17 protein-coding genes and 1 pseudogene are annotated in these 18,110 nt (G+C 37.4%); 3 read left to right on the forward strand and 15 right to left on the reverse strand.

Annotation, left to right across the window (positions count from 1 at the left end; genetic code table 11):
• From EGI31_RS11300 to EGI31_RS11320, 5 genes and pseudogenes are all read right to left on the reverse strand, one after another.
• A pseudogene (locus EGI31_RS11300) lies at positions 1-388 on the reverse strand (IS3 family transposase); the annotation flags it as partial.
• Complete coding sequence (locus EGI31_RS11305; RefSeq protein WP_255037341.1) at positions 385-813, reverse strand: helix-turn-helix domain-containing protein; 429 nt, start codon at positions 811-813, stop codon at positions 385-387. The gene EGI31_RS11305 and the pseudogene EGI31_RS11300, both read right to left, overlap by 4 nt.
• A gap of 78 nt (positions 814-891) precedes the next feature.
• Complete coding sequence (locus tag EGI31_RS11310; protein ID WP_255037342.1) at positions 892-1,443, reverse strand: hypothetical protein; 552 nt, start codon at positions 1,441-1,443, stop codon at positions 892-894.
• 442 nt (positions 1,444-1,885) lie between these two features.
• The gene (locus tag EGI31_RS11315; protein ID WP_255037343.1) at positions 1,886-2,365 is read right to left on the reverse strand and encodes a YcxB family protein; all 480 of its coding nucleotides are present in this window, start codon (positions 2,363-2,365) and stop codon (positions 1,886-1,888) included.
• 1,206 nt (positions 2,366-3,571) lie between these two features.
• Positions 3,572-4,171, reverse strand: coding sequence for a nitroreductase family protein (locus tag EGI31_RS11320; protein ID WP_255037344.1), 600 nt, complete (start codon positions 4,169-4,171; stop codon positions 3,572-3,574).
• A gap of 97 nt (positions 4,172-4,268) precedes the next feature.
• On the opposite strand from EGI31_RS11320, the gene EGI31_RS11325 reads away from it, so the two are divergent.
• The gene (locus tag EGI31_RS11325; protein ID WP_255037345.1) at positions 4,269-4,625 is read left to right on the forward strand and encodes a winged helix-turn-helix transcriptional regulator; all 357 of its coding nucleotides are present in this window, start codon (positions 4,269-4,271) and stop codon (positions 4,623-4,625) included.
• A gap of 24 nt (positions 4,626-4,649) precedes the next feature.
• Positions 4,650-4,841, forward strand: coding sequence for a hypothetical protein (locus EGI31_RS11330; RefSeq protein ID WP_255037346.1), 192 nt, complete (start codon positions 4,650-4,652; stop codon positions 4,839-4,841).
• Between the two features lie 173 nt (positions 4,842-5,014).
• Here the strand turns inward: EGI31_RS11330 and EGI31_RS11335 are convergent, their stop codons facing one another.
• The 8 genes from EGI31_RS11335 to EGI31_RS11370 all read right to left on the reverse strand — a co-directional run bounded on the left by EGI31_RS11335 (position 5,015) and on the right by EGI31_RS11370 (position 16,240).
• Complete coding sequence (locus EGI31_RS11335) at positions 5,015-8,005, reverse strand: Eco57I restriction-modification methylase domain-containing protein (protein WP_255037347.1); 2,991 nt, start codon at positions 8,003-8,005, stop codon at positions 5,015-5,017.
• 272 nt (positions 8,006-8,277) lie between these two features.
• A complete protein-coding gene (locus tag EGI31_RS11340) occupies positions 8,278-11,781 on the reverse strand; it encodes a 3-coathanger stack domain-containing protein (protein WP_255037348.1) in 3,504 nt (1,167 codons plus the stop codon).
• A gap of 6 nt (positions 11,782-11,787) precedes the next feature.
• On the reverse strand, positions 11,788-12,813 hold the full coding sequence (locus EGI31_RS11345) for a hypothetical protein (protein WP_255037349.1): 1,026 nt from the start codon (positions 12,811-12,813) through the stop codon (positions 11,788-11,790).
• Between the two features lie 49 nt (positions 12,814-12,862).
• On the reverse strand, positions 12,863-13,234 hold the full coding sequence (locus EGI31_RS11350) for a LytR/AlgR family response regulator transcription factor (protein ID WP_255037350.1): 372 nt from the start codon (positions 13,232-13,234) through the stop codon (positions 12,863-12,865).
• Positions 13,235-13,357: 123 nt separating this feature from the next.
• Complete coding sequence (locus EGI31_RS11355; protein WP_255037351.1) at positions 13,358-14,080, reverse strand: hypothetical protein; 723 nt, start codon at positions 14,078-14,080, stop codon at positions 13,358-13,360.
• Positions 14,081-14,083: 3 nt separating this feature from the next.
• Positions 14,084-14,596, reverse strand: a complete 513-nt coding sequence (locus tag EGI31_RS11360; protein ID WP_255037352.1) for a hypothetical protein — start codon at positions 14,594-14,596, stop codon at positions 14,084-14,086.
• 27 nt (positions 14,597-14,623) lie between these two features.
• Positions 14,624-15,196 carry a type VI secretion system tube protein Hcp gene (locus EGI31_RS11365; RefSeq protein ID WP_255037353.1) on the reverse strand — a complete coding sequence of 191 codons (573 nt, stop codon included), beginning with the start codon at positions 15,194-15,196 and terminating at the stop codon, positions 14,624-14,626.
• A 72-nt stretch (positions 15,197-15,268) separates the two neighbouring features.
• Complete coding sequence (locus EGI31_RS11370) at positions 15,269-16,240, reverse strand: GlxA family transcriptional regulator (RefSeq protein ID WP_255037354.1); 972 nt, start codon at positions 16,238-16,240, stop codon at positions 15,269-15,271.
• A 119-nt stretch (positions 16,241-16,359) separates the two neighbouring features.
• Here EGI31_RS11370 and EGI31_RS11375 point away from each other — a divergent pair, with 119 nt between their 5' ends.
• Positions 16,360-16,776 (forward strand): SRPBCC family protein, encoded by a 417-nt coding sequence (locus EGI31_RS11375; protein ID WP_255037355.1) that lies wholly within the window; start codon positions 16,360-16,362, stop codon positions 16,774-16,776.
• Between the two features lie 40 nt (positions 16,777-16,816).
• Here the strand turns inward: EGI31_RS11375 and EGI31_RS11380 are convergent, their stop codons facing one another.
• On the reverse strand, positions 16,817-17,599 hold the full coding sequence (locus EGI31_RS11380) for a hypothetical protein (protein WP_255037356.1): 783 nt from the start codon (positions 17,597-17,599) through the stop codon (positions 16,817-16,819).
• An 85-nt stretch (positions 17,600-17,684) separates the two neighbouring features.
• Positions 17,685-18,110 carry an ABA4-like family protein gene (locus EGI31_RS11385; protein WP_255037357.1) on the reverse strand — a complete coding sequence of 142 codons (426 nt, stop codon included), beginning with the start codon at positions 18,108-18,110 and terminating at the stop codon, positions 17,685-17,687.

Genomic DNA, 18,110 nt, shown 5'->3' on the forward strand with positions numbered 1-18,110 from the left:
ACCTTGGTTTCTCTCTTCTTCCAATGTAAGTGATATCCGAAACCCAAACCTGATTTGGTCTTTTTATATCAATATTTAGGATTAGATTATCATGCTTTTTAAACCGATGTTTAGAGTTTGTAGTTACATGATAACGGCGTCTTGGCTGAATAAAAAGATGATTTGCTTTCATTATCGCAAAGAATTTATCTCTGCCAATATCAAGACTTTGTAGCTCTTTATTTAAGATATAGTATAACTTTTTGCCACCAATCATTGGCATCGTTTTTCTAACTTCTAATATCATATCCACAACTACTTCGGCTTTAAAAATCTTGACCTCCTTTCTTTTTATACTCCTGTAATACACCTGTCTATCAATCCCGAACAAATGACAGGCAAAACTCAAGGTTTGGTTTTCTTCTTGTCTAAATTGATCGATTGTTCGGGTGAGGAGTTTTTTCGGATATCAATTTGATATTCTTTTTCAGCTAAATTTATCATCATATCAAAGATGATTGCTTTTTTATCTGAAACATTGGCTAAATGTTCATAATAAGCTCTTTGTTTTTCTAAAAGCTTAACCTTAGCCTCAAGCTCCATTATTCTTTGCTCAGGTGTTTTCGGCATATGAGATGGCGTTTGATTTTCCCAATCAAAGTTACCGTATTTTCGCAGCCAAACTGTAATTGTCGCTCTACCTTGTATCCCATATTTCCTTTGAGCTCCACGAATTGAAATTTCTCCACGTTCAACTTCATGAACTATCTGAAGCTTTAAACTCATACTGTAATCTTTTTGACTACGCTTAACATAATTTACTCGTTCTTCCATTTTGATACTTTTTTGTGTATCGCTATTTCAGGACAAGACATTTACAGAAAACTAAAGTACTCAAAGTAAAGAACATAATTAACGGCCGACTTTTTGGGCATCGTGAAGTATTTTTCTTTTTCGACATTCCAAATCGTCCACCCAATACATTTTCAAATCTTCAAACTTAAAAGTTGCCTTACCAATGGCCGAACCGTCTAGATCGATATTGATAATTGAAAAATAGTCTTCATCGCACCATTCAACTAGACCAAAGTACACGTCCTCATCAGAAAGCTCAAACTTAATCAGATGCTCCTTATTGCCAATAAAACTTTCAAACAAATGAGTGAAACTTTCATCGTTTTTGCCTTTGAGTTGGTAGGTTTGGTTAAGAACAAGGTTTTGCTGGTTCATAAGCAAACTTATACCTTTAAGATAAGTGGTATCGGTTTCAATAAACTTTATATCTGCAAGACTAAGCGTAAGAATGCCGTCGATGCTCCCGAACTTGGTGAACTGTTGTATGATCGCAAACTCCTCGTTGTAGTCCAACACAAATCCACAATAAAAACCCTCGCCTACGCCATAACAATTGAGCTCTACTAACTTTTTTTCACTTTTTGATTTTTCCAGAACGTCAAGAAACATGCTTCGCAATTTTTAAAAAAAATACCATTTGGAACCCAAGTAATCAGAACACCTCTGCTCCCACTCCCAAAGCTCAAAAGTAGTAAAAAATGATGAGAGAATGCGTTTGCTGGAATACCTAATGACACTTTTTGAAAACAAACTTAAGGGAGAAAGCATTAGAAAACTGTCCATTGCTCAGGATTGTCACCAGCAATTCAAATTCTCAATGTAGCCATCCAATGAAAACTTTATTGCGGATATTGGTTTTCACATATGTTTAAAATTTACCGCTATGAAAACATCATTTCCCTGAGTTTCTAAAAACTTAGGCATAAACTTTCATAAAAAAAACAGGTTGGGTTTACCATTTCTATTACAATATTCTTGAAAGAAAATTAAAATAAAACAATTGAGACAAAGAAGAGTTCCATGCTTAGGTAGTTCAATAAAACTAAAACTACTAATTCTTCTTGGACAGAACGAAGTCTATTTGCTTTTGGTTTTTAAAAAGTGTTTTTGGCAAATAAATACTAATTCCGTTCTCAGGTTTAAGAAGAATTCCCTTTGTTGTTTTTAAAATTTCTTTTATACCATCCCAAGCTATTTCGCCGCTGGAAAAAGGCCCATGGTGTTTGATTACTTCCTCAGAAAAATTTAGTTGCATAGACTGCCCAGCCACTCTTGAGTCCAATCTGTCTTTCAACCACTTTTTCTTTTCGTTGTACATGCTAAAATGCCCATAAATTCCGAAAAAAATCAGGATAAATGGAAAAAATTTGAGTGTTTCAAAAATATTCAAAAAGTAGAAAAACAATCCGAATACAATCATGCAAGTGGCCAGATAGGATTCATATTTCCTCCTTTTAAGAGTGGATATTATTTCATCGTAAGCTTCCTCATAGTAAGCTCTATCAGGAACAAAGGTCAAATCAAAATTCATTTTTTATGTACTTTACAATGGTCTATGGATAATCTTTTCTGATAGTCGAATTCTTTAAGAGCATTTTCTTACTAACAATTATAGTAAAAATTTACGCCGCAATTTTAGTTCATCTTAAAAAACCTTCAATCTTTGTACTTATTTGTTATCTTGAATTCCGAAATGCACATGAATCTGAATAAACCAAAAAAGGTTTCCACCTTCGTTTCAGACCTTATTATCGCCACTGTTTCATTTGGTATGGCCTATGAGATACACAGCATGAAGACTATAAAATTTGCAAGAAAATATTTATTTTCAATTCGATATATCGAGTCCGAATTAATCGAAAAAAACATAAATAGTATTATTTGGGGTTTTATCGCTTTGGGGCTTGGCTTTCTTATAAATGCCTATTCTAAGTTCACAAAAAATGATGAGATTCCAGCCACCATCGCTCAAATCACAATTATTTTGAGTCTTTTATGGTTGATTCTTTGCCCTTTTATAAGAATTTAGATTCTTCAAATTTTATCGATGATTCAGAATCCATATTTAGTCTTCAAAAAATACTTGCTCATTAAAACGTTACTAACAGCCCGCCAAAATATTCTCAAAACGGAGTCACATGAAGATAATTTCTAATCTGACGTTAATTCCATCTAAAATGCTGTAGAAAAAACCCTAATTGTAGGGAATGTAATATGTTAGGAGTGAACTAATTTCTTAAGATTACACTTGAATTTCAAATTTTGCAGTAGTTAAACTACAAGCCCATCACTTTTTCCGATTAAGAATTTGGTATATAATCCACCAGTAAATGAATATTTTAATGCTCTGCAAGCCAATTAAGACCAGATAAATGTTTTCTAATTTTTCTGCAAACAAAAGGACAAAAACCAAAATATTTGACGGGAAGGTTATAAAATAAAGCGAATTAAATATGAGGGAATTATAATCAAAATTTAAAAAATTATGCCTGGGATAAGAAGAAATTTGCATCAAAGTGCCTAAACCAATCCAAATGAAACTTAATATAAAACTTATAGTCCTTTTACTCATTTTCCAATCTACCTTCCAAATGTTAAACATAATTAAACAAGATAGGCACTATTCACTTTTTGACCTAAAAAAGCTTCCTCTCAGCCAAAAATAAGATTATATCGAAAACAAATAAAAAATCGACATGCCCAATAAAACATGTCGAAACAAAAGAATTTCTTGAAATTAAATAGATTGGAGGACTTTCTCGGGTTCTAGGCGTGACTTCGCTTTTAGGGATGGTTGATTTTTGTCTTCAACGTTGCGGTATCCAAGAGCCACCGCTACCAAGCTTGTATAATCACCAGAACCTAAAATTTTATCATATTCTTCGGGTTTGATTCCCTCCATAGGCGTACTGTCAATACCCAAGCTTGCACAGGCGGCCAGAAAAAAACCAATAGAAAGATATACCTGTTGACGCATCCAAGCCTTTATTTCAGCCTCCGCCATGGGTTTAACAAAATTGTTGTAATAGGCTACCGCACCTTCCGGTAGGTTTTGCTGGATTTGCTCCTCAAATTTTTCGACACTCCCTATCACACTAAAAACTACAAGGTGGCTGGCGTCATTTATTTTGGGTTCGTTGAAATACGATACACTGGCCAATTTGCTTTTGATGACTTTGTCTGAAACCACGAAAAACTTCCAAGGCTGGCTATTGATTGAAGACGGACTCAATCGAAGAATTTCCTTTAACTGTTCTATCTTTTCGGCCGGAATTATTCTGCTGGGATCGTAACTTTTGGTGGTGTATCTGTTCTGTGCAATGTCTAAAAAATCCATTATTTATTATGTTTTAAATTATACTATACTTTTTATGGTTACAAAATTAAGTATAGTTGATTATCTTTGCAAGAACGGTGAAAAATGATAGTAAAATATGTATCGTATAGACAATACCTCATATCCTTGTAGCACTAGCCTGACTATGAAGTACATAGGTGGCAAATGGAAGGCCGTAATTCTAATTCATTTGATTGAAAAAAAACGCTACAATGAACTAAGAAAAGAACTTTCTATGGTTACCGAAAGAACCATAAGCCTGCAACTGAAGGAATTGGAACAAGACGGCTTAATCAAAAGAACGGTTTTCACTACTAAGCCTCCACTGAAGGTGGAGTATGAACTGACCGAATTCGGAAAAACACTAATACCAATTTTAAAAGTAATAGCCGACTGGGGAAAATATGCAGCCAGTCAAAGTGAGAAAATTCAGGTGTTGCCATGTGAGGTTTAAACTTGGCTCTTCAATGATATTTTAATGTCACAGCTGAGTAGATGGCACGCGGATGACACGGATGCTTCGCAACGCGGATACTCACGGATTTTCTTTTTGACAAGCGGAGTAAAATCAGCGAAAATCAGCGTGCCATTTGCGGTTCGTGATTGGAACACAGATGACACGGATACTACGCAGCACGGATTAACACAGATTTTTATTAGTCCAGATTGATAAATCAGCGAAAATCAGCGTTGCCGATAGGCATCAGCGTCATCAGCGTGCCATTAAGCGGTTTGTGATTGCAATAAAGGGGACTGGCTTGTTACTAATGAAGCTGAAGAAGAACGAATAGAACCCGCATTTCACCTGAACGAAGGAGGTAATCTTCCTACAGCAGTTGTTTTTTAACTACCTTCGACTATGGCTATTTCCTCTGGTGTAAGCTCGTACAATTCATACACCATTTCGTCTATTTTTTTGTCGGTGGCATCTATTTCTGCTTTTATGGTTTGGGCTTTTTGAGCTTCCTGTGTGAAGAATTCCTCCCATTCGGCTTCTTGGCTGAGGCTGAGTTTTATTTTTAGTTTGGCCAGTTCTTTTACAAAATCTTCATAACTCAGCTGATACCAATCTTGTAGTTTTTTTGGTAAAGTTTCTAATTCAAATTTGCGTTGAATTGCTCTTTGGAATTTTTGGGATTGTTCTTGGAGATTAATACTCAATTTTGAAATTAAATCTACATTGTCTTCAAAATCAATTTGCTTAATTCTATCTGCATTTTTTATTGGAATATTTTTTACTGTACCGACATTAATAGAAACATTTGAACTATTCGTTTGTAGCCAAAAATTAATATATGAAGAGTTTAATATTGCTAAAACATATTTGTTTTTGAATTTGCTATCCTGTTTTGGTTTCAAAATCACGACCGATGTATGTGCATAGTATTGATTTGTATCCAAAGCTGCAATTATTTTTTTTGAAATCCTTTGCATAACAATTTTTTCAGGAAGTTCAAAATCACTAGGTTTTTTTGGACTTGATTGACCTACTGCCAGTTTTAAAGAGCTTTTTGGCTTATTATTTCCATCTGTAATCATTTGTTCTCGATTATACCAAACATATTCACCTGTATAAGTGACCAGATATCTAGAAATATTTGCTCCTCGAATAGCTTCTTTATCTAATTCAGAAAGTTTTTCAAATCTACAGTACTTTTTATCATCCCCGGTTGCAATCCCTACAATTATATCAAAAATTTCACCTAATGCTAAAGAATCAGTTATTGTTTTTTGCTCATTTTCACTAAAATTTAAATTTGCATTTAATAAAATATCTATTTGATTTTCATATTTGATGATTTTGTTTTCGATAACATCCAAATATTTAAAAACAGATTTTGTATCAGATTTTTCAAAAACTATAATCCCAGTTTCCACAATTGCATCTTCGAATACTTTACTCGGTAGAATGCCTATTTGTTCTAATTTATAATTTTTTAGTATTAACTCCCTTAATTTGAAAAAAGAATGGATGCTCATCCAAGTTTTAGGCATTATATAGCCTAAAATTCCTCCTATTTTTAATAGATCTCCTCCCTTTTCGGTGAAAAAAGCATATAAATCTGTTTTTTGAGAAGCAACAAAATATTTTTCCCATAAATATACTTTTTCCTTATCAATAATATTATGAGGTCTAACATACGGCGGATTCCCAATAACTACATCGAAACCTCCATTTTCAAATATCTGCGGGAATTCGTTTTGCCAGCTAAAGGCTTTATCTCCTGCTATTTCTGGGTCGTCTATGAGCGAATTGCCACATTTAATGTTGTTGTTGAGGTCGTTGAGTTTGCGGTTGGGCTGTGCTTTACGTAGCCACAGCGAGAGTTTGGCTATTTCTACAGATTCTTCGTTGAGGTCCACGCCAAACAAGTTGTTTTCTAAAATGCTTTTTTCTACATCACTCAGTATCAAGGAATACCCCATGAGCTTTGCTTGTAGTTCGTCAATGTAACTGTGTTCGGCAATGAGGAAATTCAGAGCTTCGTTCAAAAATGCTCCAGAACCACAAGCAGGGTCAATGATGGTAATTTTTAGCAGCCAGTTTCGGTAATCGGTCAGTTTGTCTAACAATACTTTTTTGGTGGCTGTATTTCTTTTTTTATCTGAGGTATATTCTTCCTCAACAAGCTTTATTTCGGCCTTTTTCTCAGTACTTAGCTTTCCTACGGTGTTTTCAACTATGTATTTGGTAATGTATTTTGGCGTGTAAAATACGCCGTCTTTTTTACGTTTGGTTTTTGATTTGTCTATTTCTTCGCCTTCCAGTTTGGCTTTCATTTCGTCCAACTCATTCAATGAGTTTTCAAAAATATGCCCTAATATATTGACATCTACCTCGCTCACAAAATCATAAGTGGAGAGTTTCAAGGTGTGTTTGTAAAGTATATCGTCGTCAATCTTTACTACATCCAATATTTCGTCTGGTTTAAAAAGTCCACCATTGTATGCGAAAACGTCATATCTTTTGCCTTTAAAGCCTGTGTTTAGATATTCAAAATACTTTTTATATCTACCATATAAGGGAGTGTATGCGTCTTTTTCTCTCAAATCTTTCCAGTCTTCAAGTATCAACCGTACTGAATTGGGCGGCAGCAACTGGCGGTCTTCTGCAAAAAATATAAAGAGAAATCTATCTAATAGTTTTTGAGATTTTTTAAAAAGCTCCAGCGGTTCAAATTCGGGATTTAATACACAAAGACTTTGAAAAAGTTCGTTTTTAAACAGTGAATAGTCTTTGTAAAGGCTCTTGGTGATTTTATCCTCTTGACTTACAGAATCCTCTTTGATTTTCTTTGGAATATTGTTGGCTATGTTGTTGTAAGCCAAACACATATAGAGCAAATCAAAGTCTTTTTCCGAAAGCGTGAATAGGTTGAACTCTACATGCTCTATGGCATTATCAATATAAAAACGTAGTTTCTCAAAATTCGAAGTAATTACATAAACGCAGTCTTTTTGGTTGTTTTTGTATCCAAAACCTTGCACTTCGATTTTACTCAAATCGGTCGTATTGGTGCCTTTGAGTTCTATTACGGCCACTACTTTGCCGTCAACTATTATTCCTCCGTCAGCTTTTTTACTATCTTTTTCGTTTTTGAGTTCGGTGGTAAGATTAAAATTCGGTGTGGGGTTTTTGGTGTAGCCCAGCACATTTACGAACAAATCAATCAAAAACTCTCCTTGGTATTGCTCTTCTTTGCTGTTTCGGATGTTTTCTTGTATTTCAGGATTCAAGAAGTGCTTTTTATATACTTCCCATTTTTGGGCAATCAAAGCTTTGTCTTGCAGATTTAGGAATTTTGTAAGGACTGAGTTTTGGAATAGGGCCATTTATCTTTATGTAAATTTGTCAGATTATACAAAGATAATGATTTTGGTAAAATTGTATTCAACTAAACTATTACGAAACTAAGTTTTAAACCCAACAATGGCAAAAACCGAAAAAATAATATTTTAGGTATTTATTTGGCGGAGGGTAATATGCTTCAAATGATATCAATTGAGGGATTTCCCAAACACTACAAAAACCTACCGTCTTTCAAAACACCAGAAAGCCAGAAACTTAGGCTTCTGGCTTTTTGGCAGTTATTTTTTCAGCAATTTTAGTTCACGCATCCTCCAATTTCGGCTTTGAAGGGTTTGCCAGAGCTGGGTACCATCACAAAACCCGGATTAAGCAAGATGCTGCTACCTGCCCGGTATTCGGTATTGGCATTTTGGATTTTTTCGGTCGAAACCAAATATTGATAAGTGTATCGTTTGCGATCTGTACCCTGGTTCCCACCAAGCGTTTGGTTATCAGGATAAGGAGTATGCTGTACTTTTACCACTGGCGAACCACAGGTATTGGGGTCAGGTTTGTTTACAAAGGCATACAGCGGCTCACTGGTGTTTGAGATATATTCTATGTGCTGGCCAGTTTGCCCATTGGACCATTTAAACTCTAGTCCATTGGCCAAAGGGAAATTTTCGAGATAACTGGCCTGCAGGGCAAATACTTTTCCTTTGCAATAGTCCGTAAATGTTTGTTCGGTAGGGGTGTATTTTCCCATTTTCCATAAAAACCAATGGCCATCGGTAATATTTCCTCTGTTGCACAGCACATTGTAGTATGCAGAATGGTCGGCGAAATAGGTATTTCCGACCAAAGTACTACAAGCGGGTACATCACCCACATGCAAAATATTCAGTTGCCCTTCCGAATCGTAAAATCCGCGTCCCGGGGTGTCGGGCATTGCGGTATAATAAGAGCCATAGGTTTTTCTGGATGGACTGTTTACTAGCATGTTCTCATCAAATTCAAAACTGATGATATTAGAATAAACAAACAAAAGCGTTCCGGAATTTACGTTCATACTTACGTTTCCGCTTCCCGCCCCGATGGCTACCATTTCGTTGTTTGGACCTTTTAACAAATTTTTAAATGAAAAACCGGAAGATGTAGCCTGATTATGGTCTGTAAAATTAAATGCTACATTGGCAACCAAATTTCCAGAAAGATCATATTTGGCCATTCTACCACCCTCCTGTGCTACGAAAATGTGTCCGTTTTTTTCAATCAGGCTTTTCCCCGCATTGGTGCTGGAATTTTGCAATGCCAGACTACGCTCCCACACCAGATTGAGATTAGCATCAACCTGCAACAACCAAAGGTCTGTGTTACTGTTCAAGGTACTCGTCTTATTTCCCGAAGGCCCCGAACTACTTGAGCCCAAGATGGCTATGGAGCCGCTATTCAATAAGATGGCATCTCTGGCTGCATCTGTACTACTTCCGCCAAAACTTGCCTCAGCCAGTTTGTTGCCATTGCCATCTATCTTTATCACCCAAATGTCTGAATTTCCGAACGAGGCTGTGGTTTTGTTTCCACTGATACCTGAGGTGCTGGTGGCTACAATGAAAATCTCATTTTCTGTTTTTTTAAGAATCTTTACTCCTGTTTCACCTCCATTACCACCAAAAGTCTTGTCCATCAGATAATTGCCTTCAATGTCCCGCCACAAAAGCCAGATGTCGTTGCCTCCAAAGCCAGCTTGTGTTTTCAGTCCGGTGATTCCTGATGGTGTGTCACCTGCCAAAAGCAGTTTGTTGAACCCTACGCTTGCGATATCAGCCGCGTTGGTATTGGGCACATTATGAACGATAATCTGAGGGAATTTCAAAGCCCCTGAGGGCAGAAAAGCATTCATGGTCATCTGATTATCAATATAATAACTTGTGCCTCCCTGAAGCGGAGCAATGGCCAGTGGCGAATCGTAGTTATTGTATCTGAAAGCATCGCCATGCGTTCTTGAGCTCTGCTTGACTGTATAAGTACTTGTGTAAGGTGGTAAATCAGTCAGAATTTTTGGTGCAGGAATTGTGGCAGGTAAGGGAAGAAATGTAAGCGAATTATTCGATTTATACATGCAGGAGTTGAGACAATACGCCGAATAAGTCTGGGCCGAATTGAGTTGAATCACATCCAGCGTAGTTCCTACCACCTGATTGCTCCAGATGGTAGTACCTGAGCAGCTACTTATGCTTAAATTGGCTATGCTACCCGGACAGGCATTTAATGTTCCCGAAGTTAAACTAATGGATGGAGCGGAGCCTGAACCGGTCACCAATTGAACCTCCACCACACCTGAAGTCAGATTATGGCATGAACCAACACTCACCTGATATTTGTACGATCCTGCCTGACTTATATTGGTCAGCGAGGCTTGAGTTGCTCCTCCTATAGCTACATCATTTCTAAACCATTGGAAGCTTTGATTTCCTTCCAGGGAAGTTTCTGCCAGAAAATCCACTGAGGAACCCGTACAAAGTTTCAAAACATTGGGTTGATGTGAAATTGGCGAAATATTTAATGAAACAGGCAATTCAGAGAGAGTGATTTCCTGCGACTCTTTAACTGTACAAGCAGCCAAAGGGCCTGAATAGCTCACCCGGAGTTTGTAAATGCCTTTTGTAATAACAGTTGCATTTGGTCCTGAGGTGAACGAAACATTGTCTTTGAACCATTGGAAAGTCGTAAACTCCGGGGCTGAAAAATTACTTTTGGTTGAATCTATGCTCAAGGTAGCTGGTTGGTTGCAATTGATGAGGGTGCGGTTAGTTTTTATACCCAAACTATCTTCATTAGCGAAAACCACCTTCACCACATTGCTTACCTGCGTACTACAGGCATTGGTGAGACCTGTCTGGGTTTTTACTGAATAATTACCTCCTTCAGATACTGAGATAGAGGTTTCACCAGAGTGTTCAATCTCAGCGTTGTCTTTTAACCATACCCACGAATTCACTCCTACCGGTATCGCAGCCGACATTTGGGTGGTTCCCGAACATTTATATGGGTTTCCGATTACACTTAAAAGTGTACCAGTGGGGCAATTCATGAATTTTGGAGAACTGACAATAGACCATTTACCCAGTGCATCTTGCCCACGAATATAAAGAACGTGCTCTCCTACAGCAAGACCAAGAGGCAAGCTTAAGTTAATATTTTCGAGATTCACAGTTTGACTAGGATTGATCGGAATAGGTGTCGCATTGCCAAAACCAGGGTCAGTATCTACAAAATATTCCAGTTTTACCAAGTTGGGTACATTGGGGCTTAGCTCGCTTTTGAAGAAATTTTGAGAAAAGACCACACTCCATTTACCAGCTGCATCTTTAGCTCGAATATAAAATTTATGAAAACCCAGTGGAAGATTTGAGGGCAAGGGGATGTTCAATTCTTTGGTAGAATTTAGGCCTTGTATTATGGGTACGTTTACTGCCAAACCTAAACCAGGGTCTGTATCAATGAAGTATTCGAGTTTAGTGATATTAGCAGCGGAACTTTCTAAACCAATTTTGAAGAAATTCTGACTTTGCACCATCGACCATCGCCCGTTGCTATCTTTGGCTCGGATGTAAATTTTATGTATGCCATCACTAAGACCTGAAATAAGAGGAATACTAAGATTGGCGTTCGCGGTGCTTGTACCTGAAAAAGGCACCAAAATTGCAGCTCCATAACCCGGATCGGTATCAATAAAATACTCTATTCGTTGAATAGTCTGGGCCGATAGATTCACCAGCCATCCTAATAAAAGGAAGCTTATTAAAATCTTTTTCATGGCTTTTTAATTGTTGCTTTGGATGGTGATACTGCCTGTCAAGCCTGATGCCGTAGAGCCTGTGGTACTTAAAAAGAAGTTGGTAATCACCGGAATAGGTGCTTGGCCGGATAAGCGGTAGGGGTTATTTCCACCAAATGGGCCAATGTCCTGACCAGAATTGCCTGCCAATAATGCTGGAGAACCCGATTTTGATTTAAATCTATTTTCACGTATCGGATTTGTTGAATAAGGATTCGCCACAATAAATAGGGCTGACATGTCTATACCTTCTATATTATTGTTAATTCCAGCAACTGGAAAAGTAGTACCTGTACCTACTTTTATGCAATGACTGAAACTATTTGTAAGTGGGCAGTTGGCTGGTATAGTGTTAATTATACAATTGGTGAAAGTACAGTTTGTTATAAATGAAGTTGAGAAAGAATGAATGTAACATTGGTCAAACTGAGCAAAGTTTACGGTTTGAATAAATTCTCCAATGATACAATTTCTTATAATGGTATTGACACCAATCCCGAAAATGGCTCCTGCAGCTCCAAAAAAACATTCTTCAATGATGCAATTGGCAGCACCTAATGACAAGTCGGCATCAAACATGCATCTTTTGACTCTGATTTCGTTGGCATTCAGGTTACCATTTGACGTACATCTTATTCCAATTAATTGTGATTGTTCGGAACCTGCTAAGAAAGTCAAGTTACCAAAGGTACTTTCGAGAACAGTATAGGGCAATGGATTCGTTAAGCCTGCGTTTACACCTATTTCATAACCATTGCCGATGATAATTAAACGCTTTGTAAAGTTGTGATTTCCATAGGTTAAGGTGGAGGGTTCTACATAAATTGTATCACCATTGACCGCAGCACTTAAAGCCTGAGCGAACGCATCTGAAGAGCCATTGGTTAAAGTATTCACAAAAACCAAACCTGCCACTGGAGTCGTGCCTACCTGATTCGTTACTCTTCGAACAGTGGCCGAGGCATTTCCTATGACCAAAAATGAAATTAAGATAAAAACTGTCTTTTTCATGAGTTTAAATATTTGATTATTAGTATTTTATTCAAAAATAATTTACAACTTAGGAATTTAATATTTGAATGGACTGAAACAAATCGTTCCGCTTTCTTCTGGAAATCACACACTGCATGTCGTTAATCAAAAAGGCATTAGAACCTTCTACATACTTCAAAAACTGTGTATTAATCATAAAAGAGCGGTGAATTCTTACCATGTTTCTGAAGGGTAGAAAGCGTTCTTCGAGTTTTTGGATATTTGTGCTTACTATGATTCGTTGACCGTTTTTGAGATACAGAAAAGAATAGCTGATATCCGCCTGAATCATTACGATTTCGGTCGGAAAAAACTCTAATCTTGAGCCCACATGTACAGAAGTGAACGGAGCAATGCTCTCCGTAAAGTTTTTGGTGATTTTTTTTCTTGATGTTGACATAGCTTTGCTTATTTTATTAATACAAAGCTACTTAGCATTATTAAGCGGCGGTACTACTAATGTTAGTAGGTGATTTTGAGAAAATTCGGGTTAAGTACATTAAGAAACAAAGAATAAAACCAATCAATTATTCAGCAATTTCCCTTTCTCGGCCATTGGCTTTTCTTCCTCTACTTTTACTGGGTTTTGAAGGGCCCATTCGTCTTTTCTTGTGCCAGTTACTTGCCACGAGACTTCAGTGTTGGGCGTAGAAGTTTTAATTTCGAAGACATTCTCTTTTATTTTCTTTGAAACGATGGCTTGAGCAAATTCTCCGATTACCGTCAGCTGATATCTAAAGTCGGTGTTTAATGCCTCAAAATAGGTTGGAAGCGAAACTTTGGCCACTCCGTTGCTATCGGTGGTGATATTTCCACTGTATATGTTTATCATTTCTGGACTTTCTACAAAGCTGTGTGAAAGATATTTGTTTAGAGGATCCTGCGGATGGTCAATTTTGAATGTCCCGCCTGCTTTGGAGAGATTGCCTGCAATATGAGCAGAGCCCTTTACCAATAAGCCGTATCCACCTGGAGTACTCAAGGCGTCTATTATTACACCATTTCCAAAGTTTCGACTGTAAACCACCAACTTAGCGTCCATGCTTTCGGTGGTACCAATCATAAAATTATCTAGTGGCTCTTCGCTAGTGAATAAGGCCCCACCGTTCAAATGCAGTGGTCTCAGAGGATTGCTGGTGCCAATTCCGATTTTGGGCGTCAAGACTTTGTCTTTCTCCAGTTGAACGAATTGCGAAAATGCCTTTATCTGGCAAAAAAACAAGAGCAACAATATTGATTTTTTCATTTTTTAGAAGTTAAAAGGTACATTGTTTATAAAATCCCAACCTGAAGTATGATTAGAAACCAATGTACCCGATGGACCATAGGTTTTATATTCAAACGCAAACTGATTTATCCAAATATCAATTTCATGTGAACCACCACCAGTCTCATTCGCACGGTACCTGATGGCATTGATATAGGCATTTCTAATTTTTATGGTCATATAAATTTTACCACCCGTTCTGTACTGGAATATATTTAGGTTAATGGGTACATTAGAAGTGAAAAATGTACTCCAGATTTCAGGTGTGAAACCATCTTCTTCAATTTGTAATTTTATGGATCCAGGTAAAACTTTATTGTTGTTTGACTGAAAATCATATTGAGCAGACAATACCTGAATTAAACCCGTTTTGCCGTCTGTTAGCGTTTTGGGCCCAACAATTGTTGGATTTACAAAACTTATATACGTGTCAGTCTGCTGAGCTTTTGTGTTTAAACTAAAGGCAACAATTAATAAAGTAAATAATGCTTTCATGTTGTAAATAGTAATTTATTGATTCGTTTAGAGGGTATCCGTGCAAGGCGTACCATTTTTTATATCGAAACAGGTTTGATTCACCCCCACTATGACTCCGCTCGTGTTAATCTTGCTCACGGCATATATAATTTTGTCGTAATTTAGTGTCAATAGGTATTCGGGTATTTGTGCTGTTAGTACATAGGATAACTGTTTTACGTTAATATTAAAAAGTTTAATATGTACTATTTCAGTCTGTGTAGGGCTGTTTTTATCCATAAAGAGATCTAAGGTGGGTAATGTGCTCCCCTTGAATATTCTTTCATGCCATTCGGTTATGGACTTATCTATGGGCAGTTCAATTTCAATAGGCTGAAAATCAGCCGCTTTAAAGTCCTTCTTGATACCCGTGCCACCTATATAAATGGCCTTGGATGACGAAAATGCAAAGGAATAAATTCTGGTATTTTTGGCTTTGGGCTTTTTTGTAAACGATGTCCTAGTGTCAACATTCACATTAGATTCCCCATCTACTTTGGGAATATCCATGAAGAAAGAATATTGGCCGAATCCTATAACCGGCAATAGGAAAAGAAATGCAAGGAAGATTTTTCTCATGGGCATAATTGATTACTTCACAAAATTATACCCTGAATGAATGTTGAAAACCTACTAATGTTAGTAGGTAGACTAAGCCATCTTACGATACTTGTTGCGGTACTCCAAGGGAGTCAGGCCGGTTATTTTCTTAAAAGTTGTTCTGAAGGCCTTATTATCGGAGTAACCGACGTCCATCATTACCTCGTTGATGTTTTTGCGGCTATTTTCGAAACTCCGCTTGGCGGTCTCTATTTTTACTCTTTGTATATACTCCAGCACCGAATTGTTGGTGGCGGCCTTAAATCTTCGCTCAAAACTTCGCCTTCCCAGAGCCACCAAATCGGCCAATTCTTCTACAGAGAGTTTGTTTTCGATGTTTTTTTCGATGTATTCTTGTACTTTCTGAATTTCTACGTCCTTGTGTTCTTTTTGGCCTTGAAAAATCGCAAAGGACGATTGATTGTTCCTGTCAATATCAATAGCAAAGTATTTAGAAGCCAAAATGGCTGTAGGTCGGTCAGTATATTTTTCAACCAAGTGTAAAAGCAAATTCCAGTACGAATTAGCCCCACCACTCGAATAAATGCCGTGTTCTTCTGTGATTATACTGCCATCTTGTACTTCTACAAACGGAAACATCCGCCTGAATTCGTTCACAAATCCCCAATGGGTAGAGCATTTTTTACCGTCTAAAAGGCCCGTGGAGGCCAAAAGAAAGGCTCCAACACAAAGTGAGGCTACCTCAGCACCTTGTTCTTTTTGCTTCAAAATCCAAGGAATAAAGTCGGCATTGGCCGCGATGGCAGTGCTCATGTCGCCAAATAAGGCAGGAATAATGACCAAGTCTGAATCAAATTCTTCGTTGATAAGTCGATCAGCAAAAACGCTGAAACGACCCTCATTGAGTTTTGTTTCGTGATTGAGCCCGACTAGTTTAACATCGAACAAGGGAGCCTGCCCAGCGATTTGAAGAAATTGATTGGCCGCACTAAAACAATACTGCGGGTCAGCTATGGCCTGCATAACCGACTGCTCTGGAACAAGGATACTAACTTTAATCATGAGCCAAATATACCTAAATTTCCAATTTGACGCAAAACACCCTTTTATTGTCTCTATGAACTGCTTTGATTTTCGAAACATCCTTCTATTTTTGCGAATATTCTTAAAAATAAAGCAAGATGGAAACAACAAAAATAACCGTAGAGGTGAACGTAAACGCTTCTCCAGCATTGGTTTGGGAGTATTTCAATGCCCCAGAACACCTCACCAAATGGTGTGCAGCCTCTGATGACTGGCACATGCCAAGTGCCTCCAATGACTTACGCGTAGGAGGAGAATTCAACAATCGCATGGAGGCCAAAGATGGTAGTTTTGGATTTGATTTCAAAGGTACCTACACCGAAGTAATCGAATTTTCAAAAATTAGCTACACCATGGAAGACGGCCGTACCGTGGATATTTTCTTTGTGAAGAATGGTGACACCACTGATTTGAAAGAAATATTTGACGCAGAATCTGAAAACCCCGTAGATATGCAAAAAGCAGGCTGGCAGGCTATTTTGGACAATTTCAAAAAATACGTTGAAAGTTTGTAAAAAATGAAAGTTCTTGGTCATAAGAGACCAAGAACTCATTTTAAGCTATAAATGGCTTTCCGACTAAGGCCTGAACCATAGTAAATACCACAAAGAGGAAATAAAGCATAGAAAATATCCACACCCGCTGTTTTGCCCTCGCTTGATTTTCAATACTTTGAGATACAAAATATCCTATAATTGGAATCAGCTGCAAAGAGTGTATGCCAAAAAAATGTGCTACCCGTAAATCACCAAACAGGGTACTCCAGTTGAGCAATGGCAGTCCCTTCGCTCCTATTTTGCCTCCTACATTGTGCGAGTTTATGCCGCTCATGTAGCCACCAAAAAAGCTGAATATCACAAACATAACGAGCCCGATTTGAATTGACAAAGCAAAGGAATCGCTGATAATGTAATTCTTTTGTCTTATAAAACGTATGGTTAAAACCAAGGTAGCTGTGGTCAGCCAGACAATCATGATACCCATCAGAGCATAAAGTATGCCGCCCACAATCTCTGTCTGATTAAAATGCGACAGTTTTCCCCGAAATGCTTGAATTGTTATCACTCCATTTTCGTACAACATTGTCGCAACCGCCAGATAGGTATATTGTTTTACTTTTTGTTGTTTCTCAACATAAAACAATAAATAGGCCATAGACCAAGCATATATCCACGTACTCAAGGCAAACTTTATAGGTTTAATCATGGAATTAATACCCAAAACTTCGGTGGTATTGACGGTGGCGTAAAGTCCCAACATTACAGCCAAAATCAGAAAAAACATACCCATTTTTGCCATTAAGGCATTTCTTCGAACTATTTCTCTATAAAAATTCATTTTGATAAAATGGTTAAAATTGACAATAAAATTTTACTTCAAATCTTACAATTTGAAAATAATTAGAGGTTAAATTACGGCAGATTTAAGAGGTTATAGACTTGGTTTTGAGCGACTTTATGATAAAAAATATCAAATAACCCATAGGACCAAACATAAATGTGAAAGGCAAAGCCAAAGTGTAAAGCCATCTCGAAATACCCAAGGAGATACTTTTGCGAACAATGTAAGCACCAACGAACAGGTCGAAAGCCAAGTAATGAAACCAACCTGCAGCAACTGCGTTGTCGTTCTGAAAAAGTGTCTTTACATTAGCCAATGTACTGAAACTGTCAGCACGAAAATCTCCAATATCCTTTAAAATCAGACAAGCATAAACCACTGAAAACAAAACAATTAAACCATTCAAAATACTTGCCTGTGTATATTTCCAGTTCGGTAGAAATATCAACAAAATCCAGCCGATAAGTATGCAGGAATTTCCCAACGAAAAAATTGAAGCAGCATCCAT

Source organism: Lacihabitans soyangensis (genome assembly GCF_024343775.1).
GTDB lineage: Bacteria > Bacteroidota > Bacteroidia > Cytophagales > Spirosomataceae > Leadbetterella > Leadbetterella soyangensis.

Coding starts and splice junctions, on each gene's coding strand:
- EGI31_RS11305 (WP_255037341.1), bottom strand. CDS start 813: ATGGAAGAACGAGTAAATTATGTTAAGCGTAGTCAAAAAGATTACAGT.
- EGI31_RS11310 (WP_255037342.1), bottom strand. CDS start 1,443: ATGTTTCTTGACGTTCTGGAAAAATCAAAAAGTGAAAAAAAGTTAGTA.
- EGI31_RS11315 (WP_255037343.1), bottom strand. CDS start 2,365: ATGAATTTTGATTTGACCTTTGTTCCTGATAGAGCTTACTATGAGGAA.
- EGI31_RS11320 (WP_255037344.1), bottom strand. CDS start 4,171: ATGGATTTTTTAGACATTGCACAGAACAGATACACCACCAAAAGTTAC.
- EGI31_RS11325 (WP_255037345.1), top strand. CDS start 4,269: ATGTATCGTATAGACAATACCTCATATCCTTGTAGCACTAGCCTGACT.
- EGI31_RS11330 (WP_255037346.1), top strand. CDS start 4,650: ATGTCACAGCTGAGTAGATGGCACGCGGATGACACGGATGCTTCGCAA.
- EGI31_RS11335 (WP_255037347.1), bottom strand. CDS start 8,005: ATGGCCCTATTCCAAAACTCAGTCCTTACAAAATTCCTAAATCTGCAA.
- EGI31_RS11340 (WP_255037348.1), bottom strand. CDS start 11,781: ATGAAAAAGATTTTAATAAGCTTCCTTTTATTAGGATGGCTGGTGAAT.
- EGI31_RS11345 (WP_255037349.1), bottom strand. CDS start 12,813: ATGAAAAAGACAGTTTTTATCTTAATTTCATTTTTGGTCATAGGAAAT.
- EGI31_RS11350 (WP_255037350.1), bottom strand. CDS start 13,234: ATGTCAACATCAAGAAAAAAAATCACCAAAAACTTTACGGAGAGCATT.
- EGI31_RS11355 (WP_255037351.1), bottom strand. CDS start 14,080: ATGAAAAAATCAATATTGTTGCTCTTGTTTTTTTGCCAGATAAAGGCA.
- EGI31_RS11360 (WP_255037352.1), bottom strand. CDS start 14,596: ATGAAAGCATTATTTACTTTATTAATTGTTGCCTTTAGTTTAAACACA.
- EGI31_RS11365 (WP_255037353.1), bottom strand. CDS start 15,196: ATGAGAAAAATCTTCCTTGCATTTCTTTTCCTATTGCCGGTTATAGGA.
- EGI31_RS11370 (WP_255037354.1), bottom strand. CDS start 16,240: ATGATTAAAGTTAGTATCCTTGTTCCAGAGCAGTCGGTTATGCAGGCC.
- EGI31_RS11375 (WP_255037355.1), top strand. CDS start 16,360: ATGGAAACAACAAAAATAACCGTAGAGGTGAACGTAAACGCTTCTCCA.
- EGI31_RS11380 (WP_255037356.1), bottom strand. CDS start 17,599: ATGAATTTTTATAGAGAAATAGTTCGAAGAAATGCCTTAATGGCAAAA.
- EGI31_RS11385 (WP_255037357.1), bottom strand. CDS start 18,110: ATGGATGCTGCTTCAATTTTTTCGTTGGGAAATTCCTGCATACTTATC.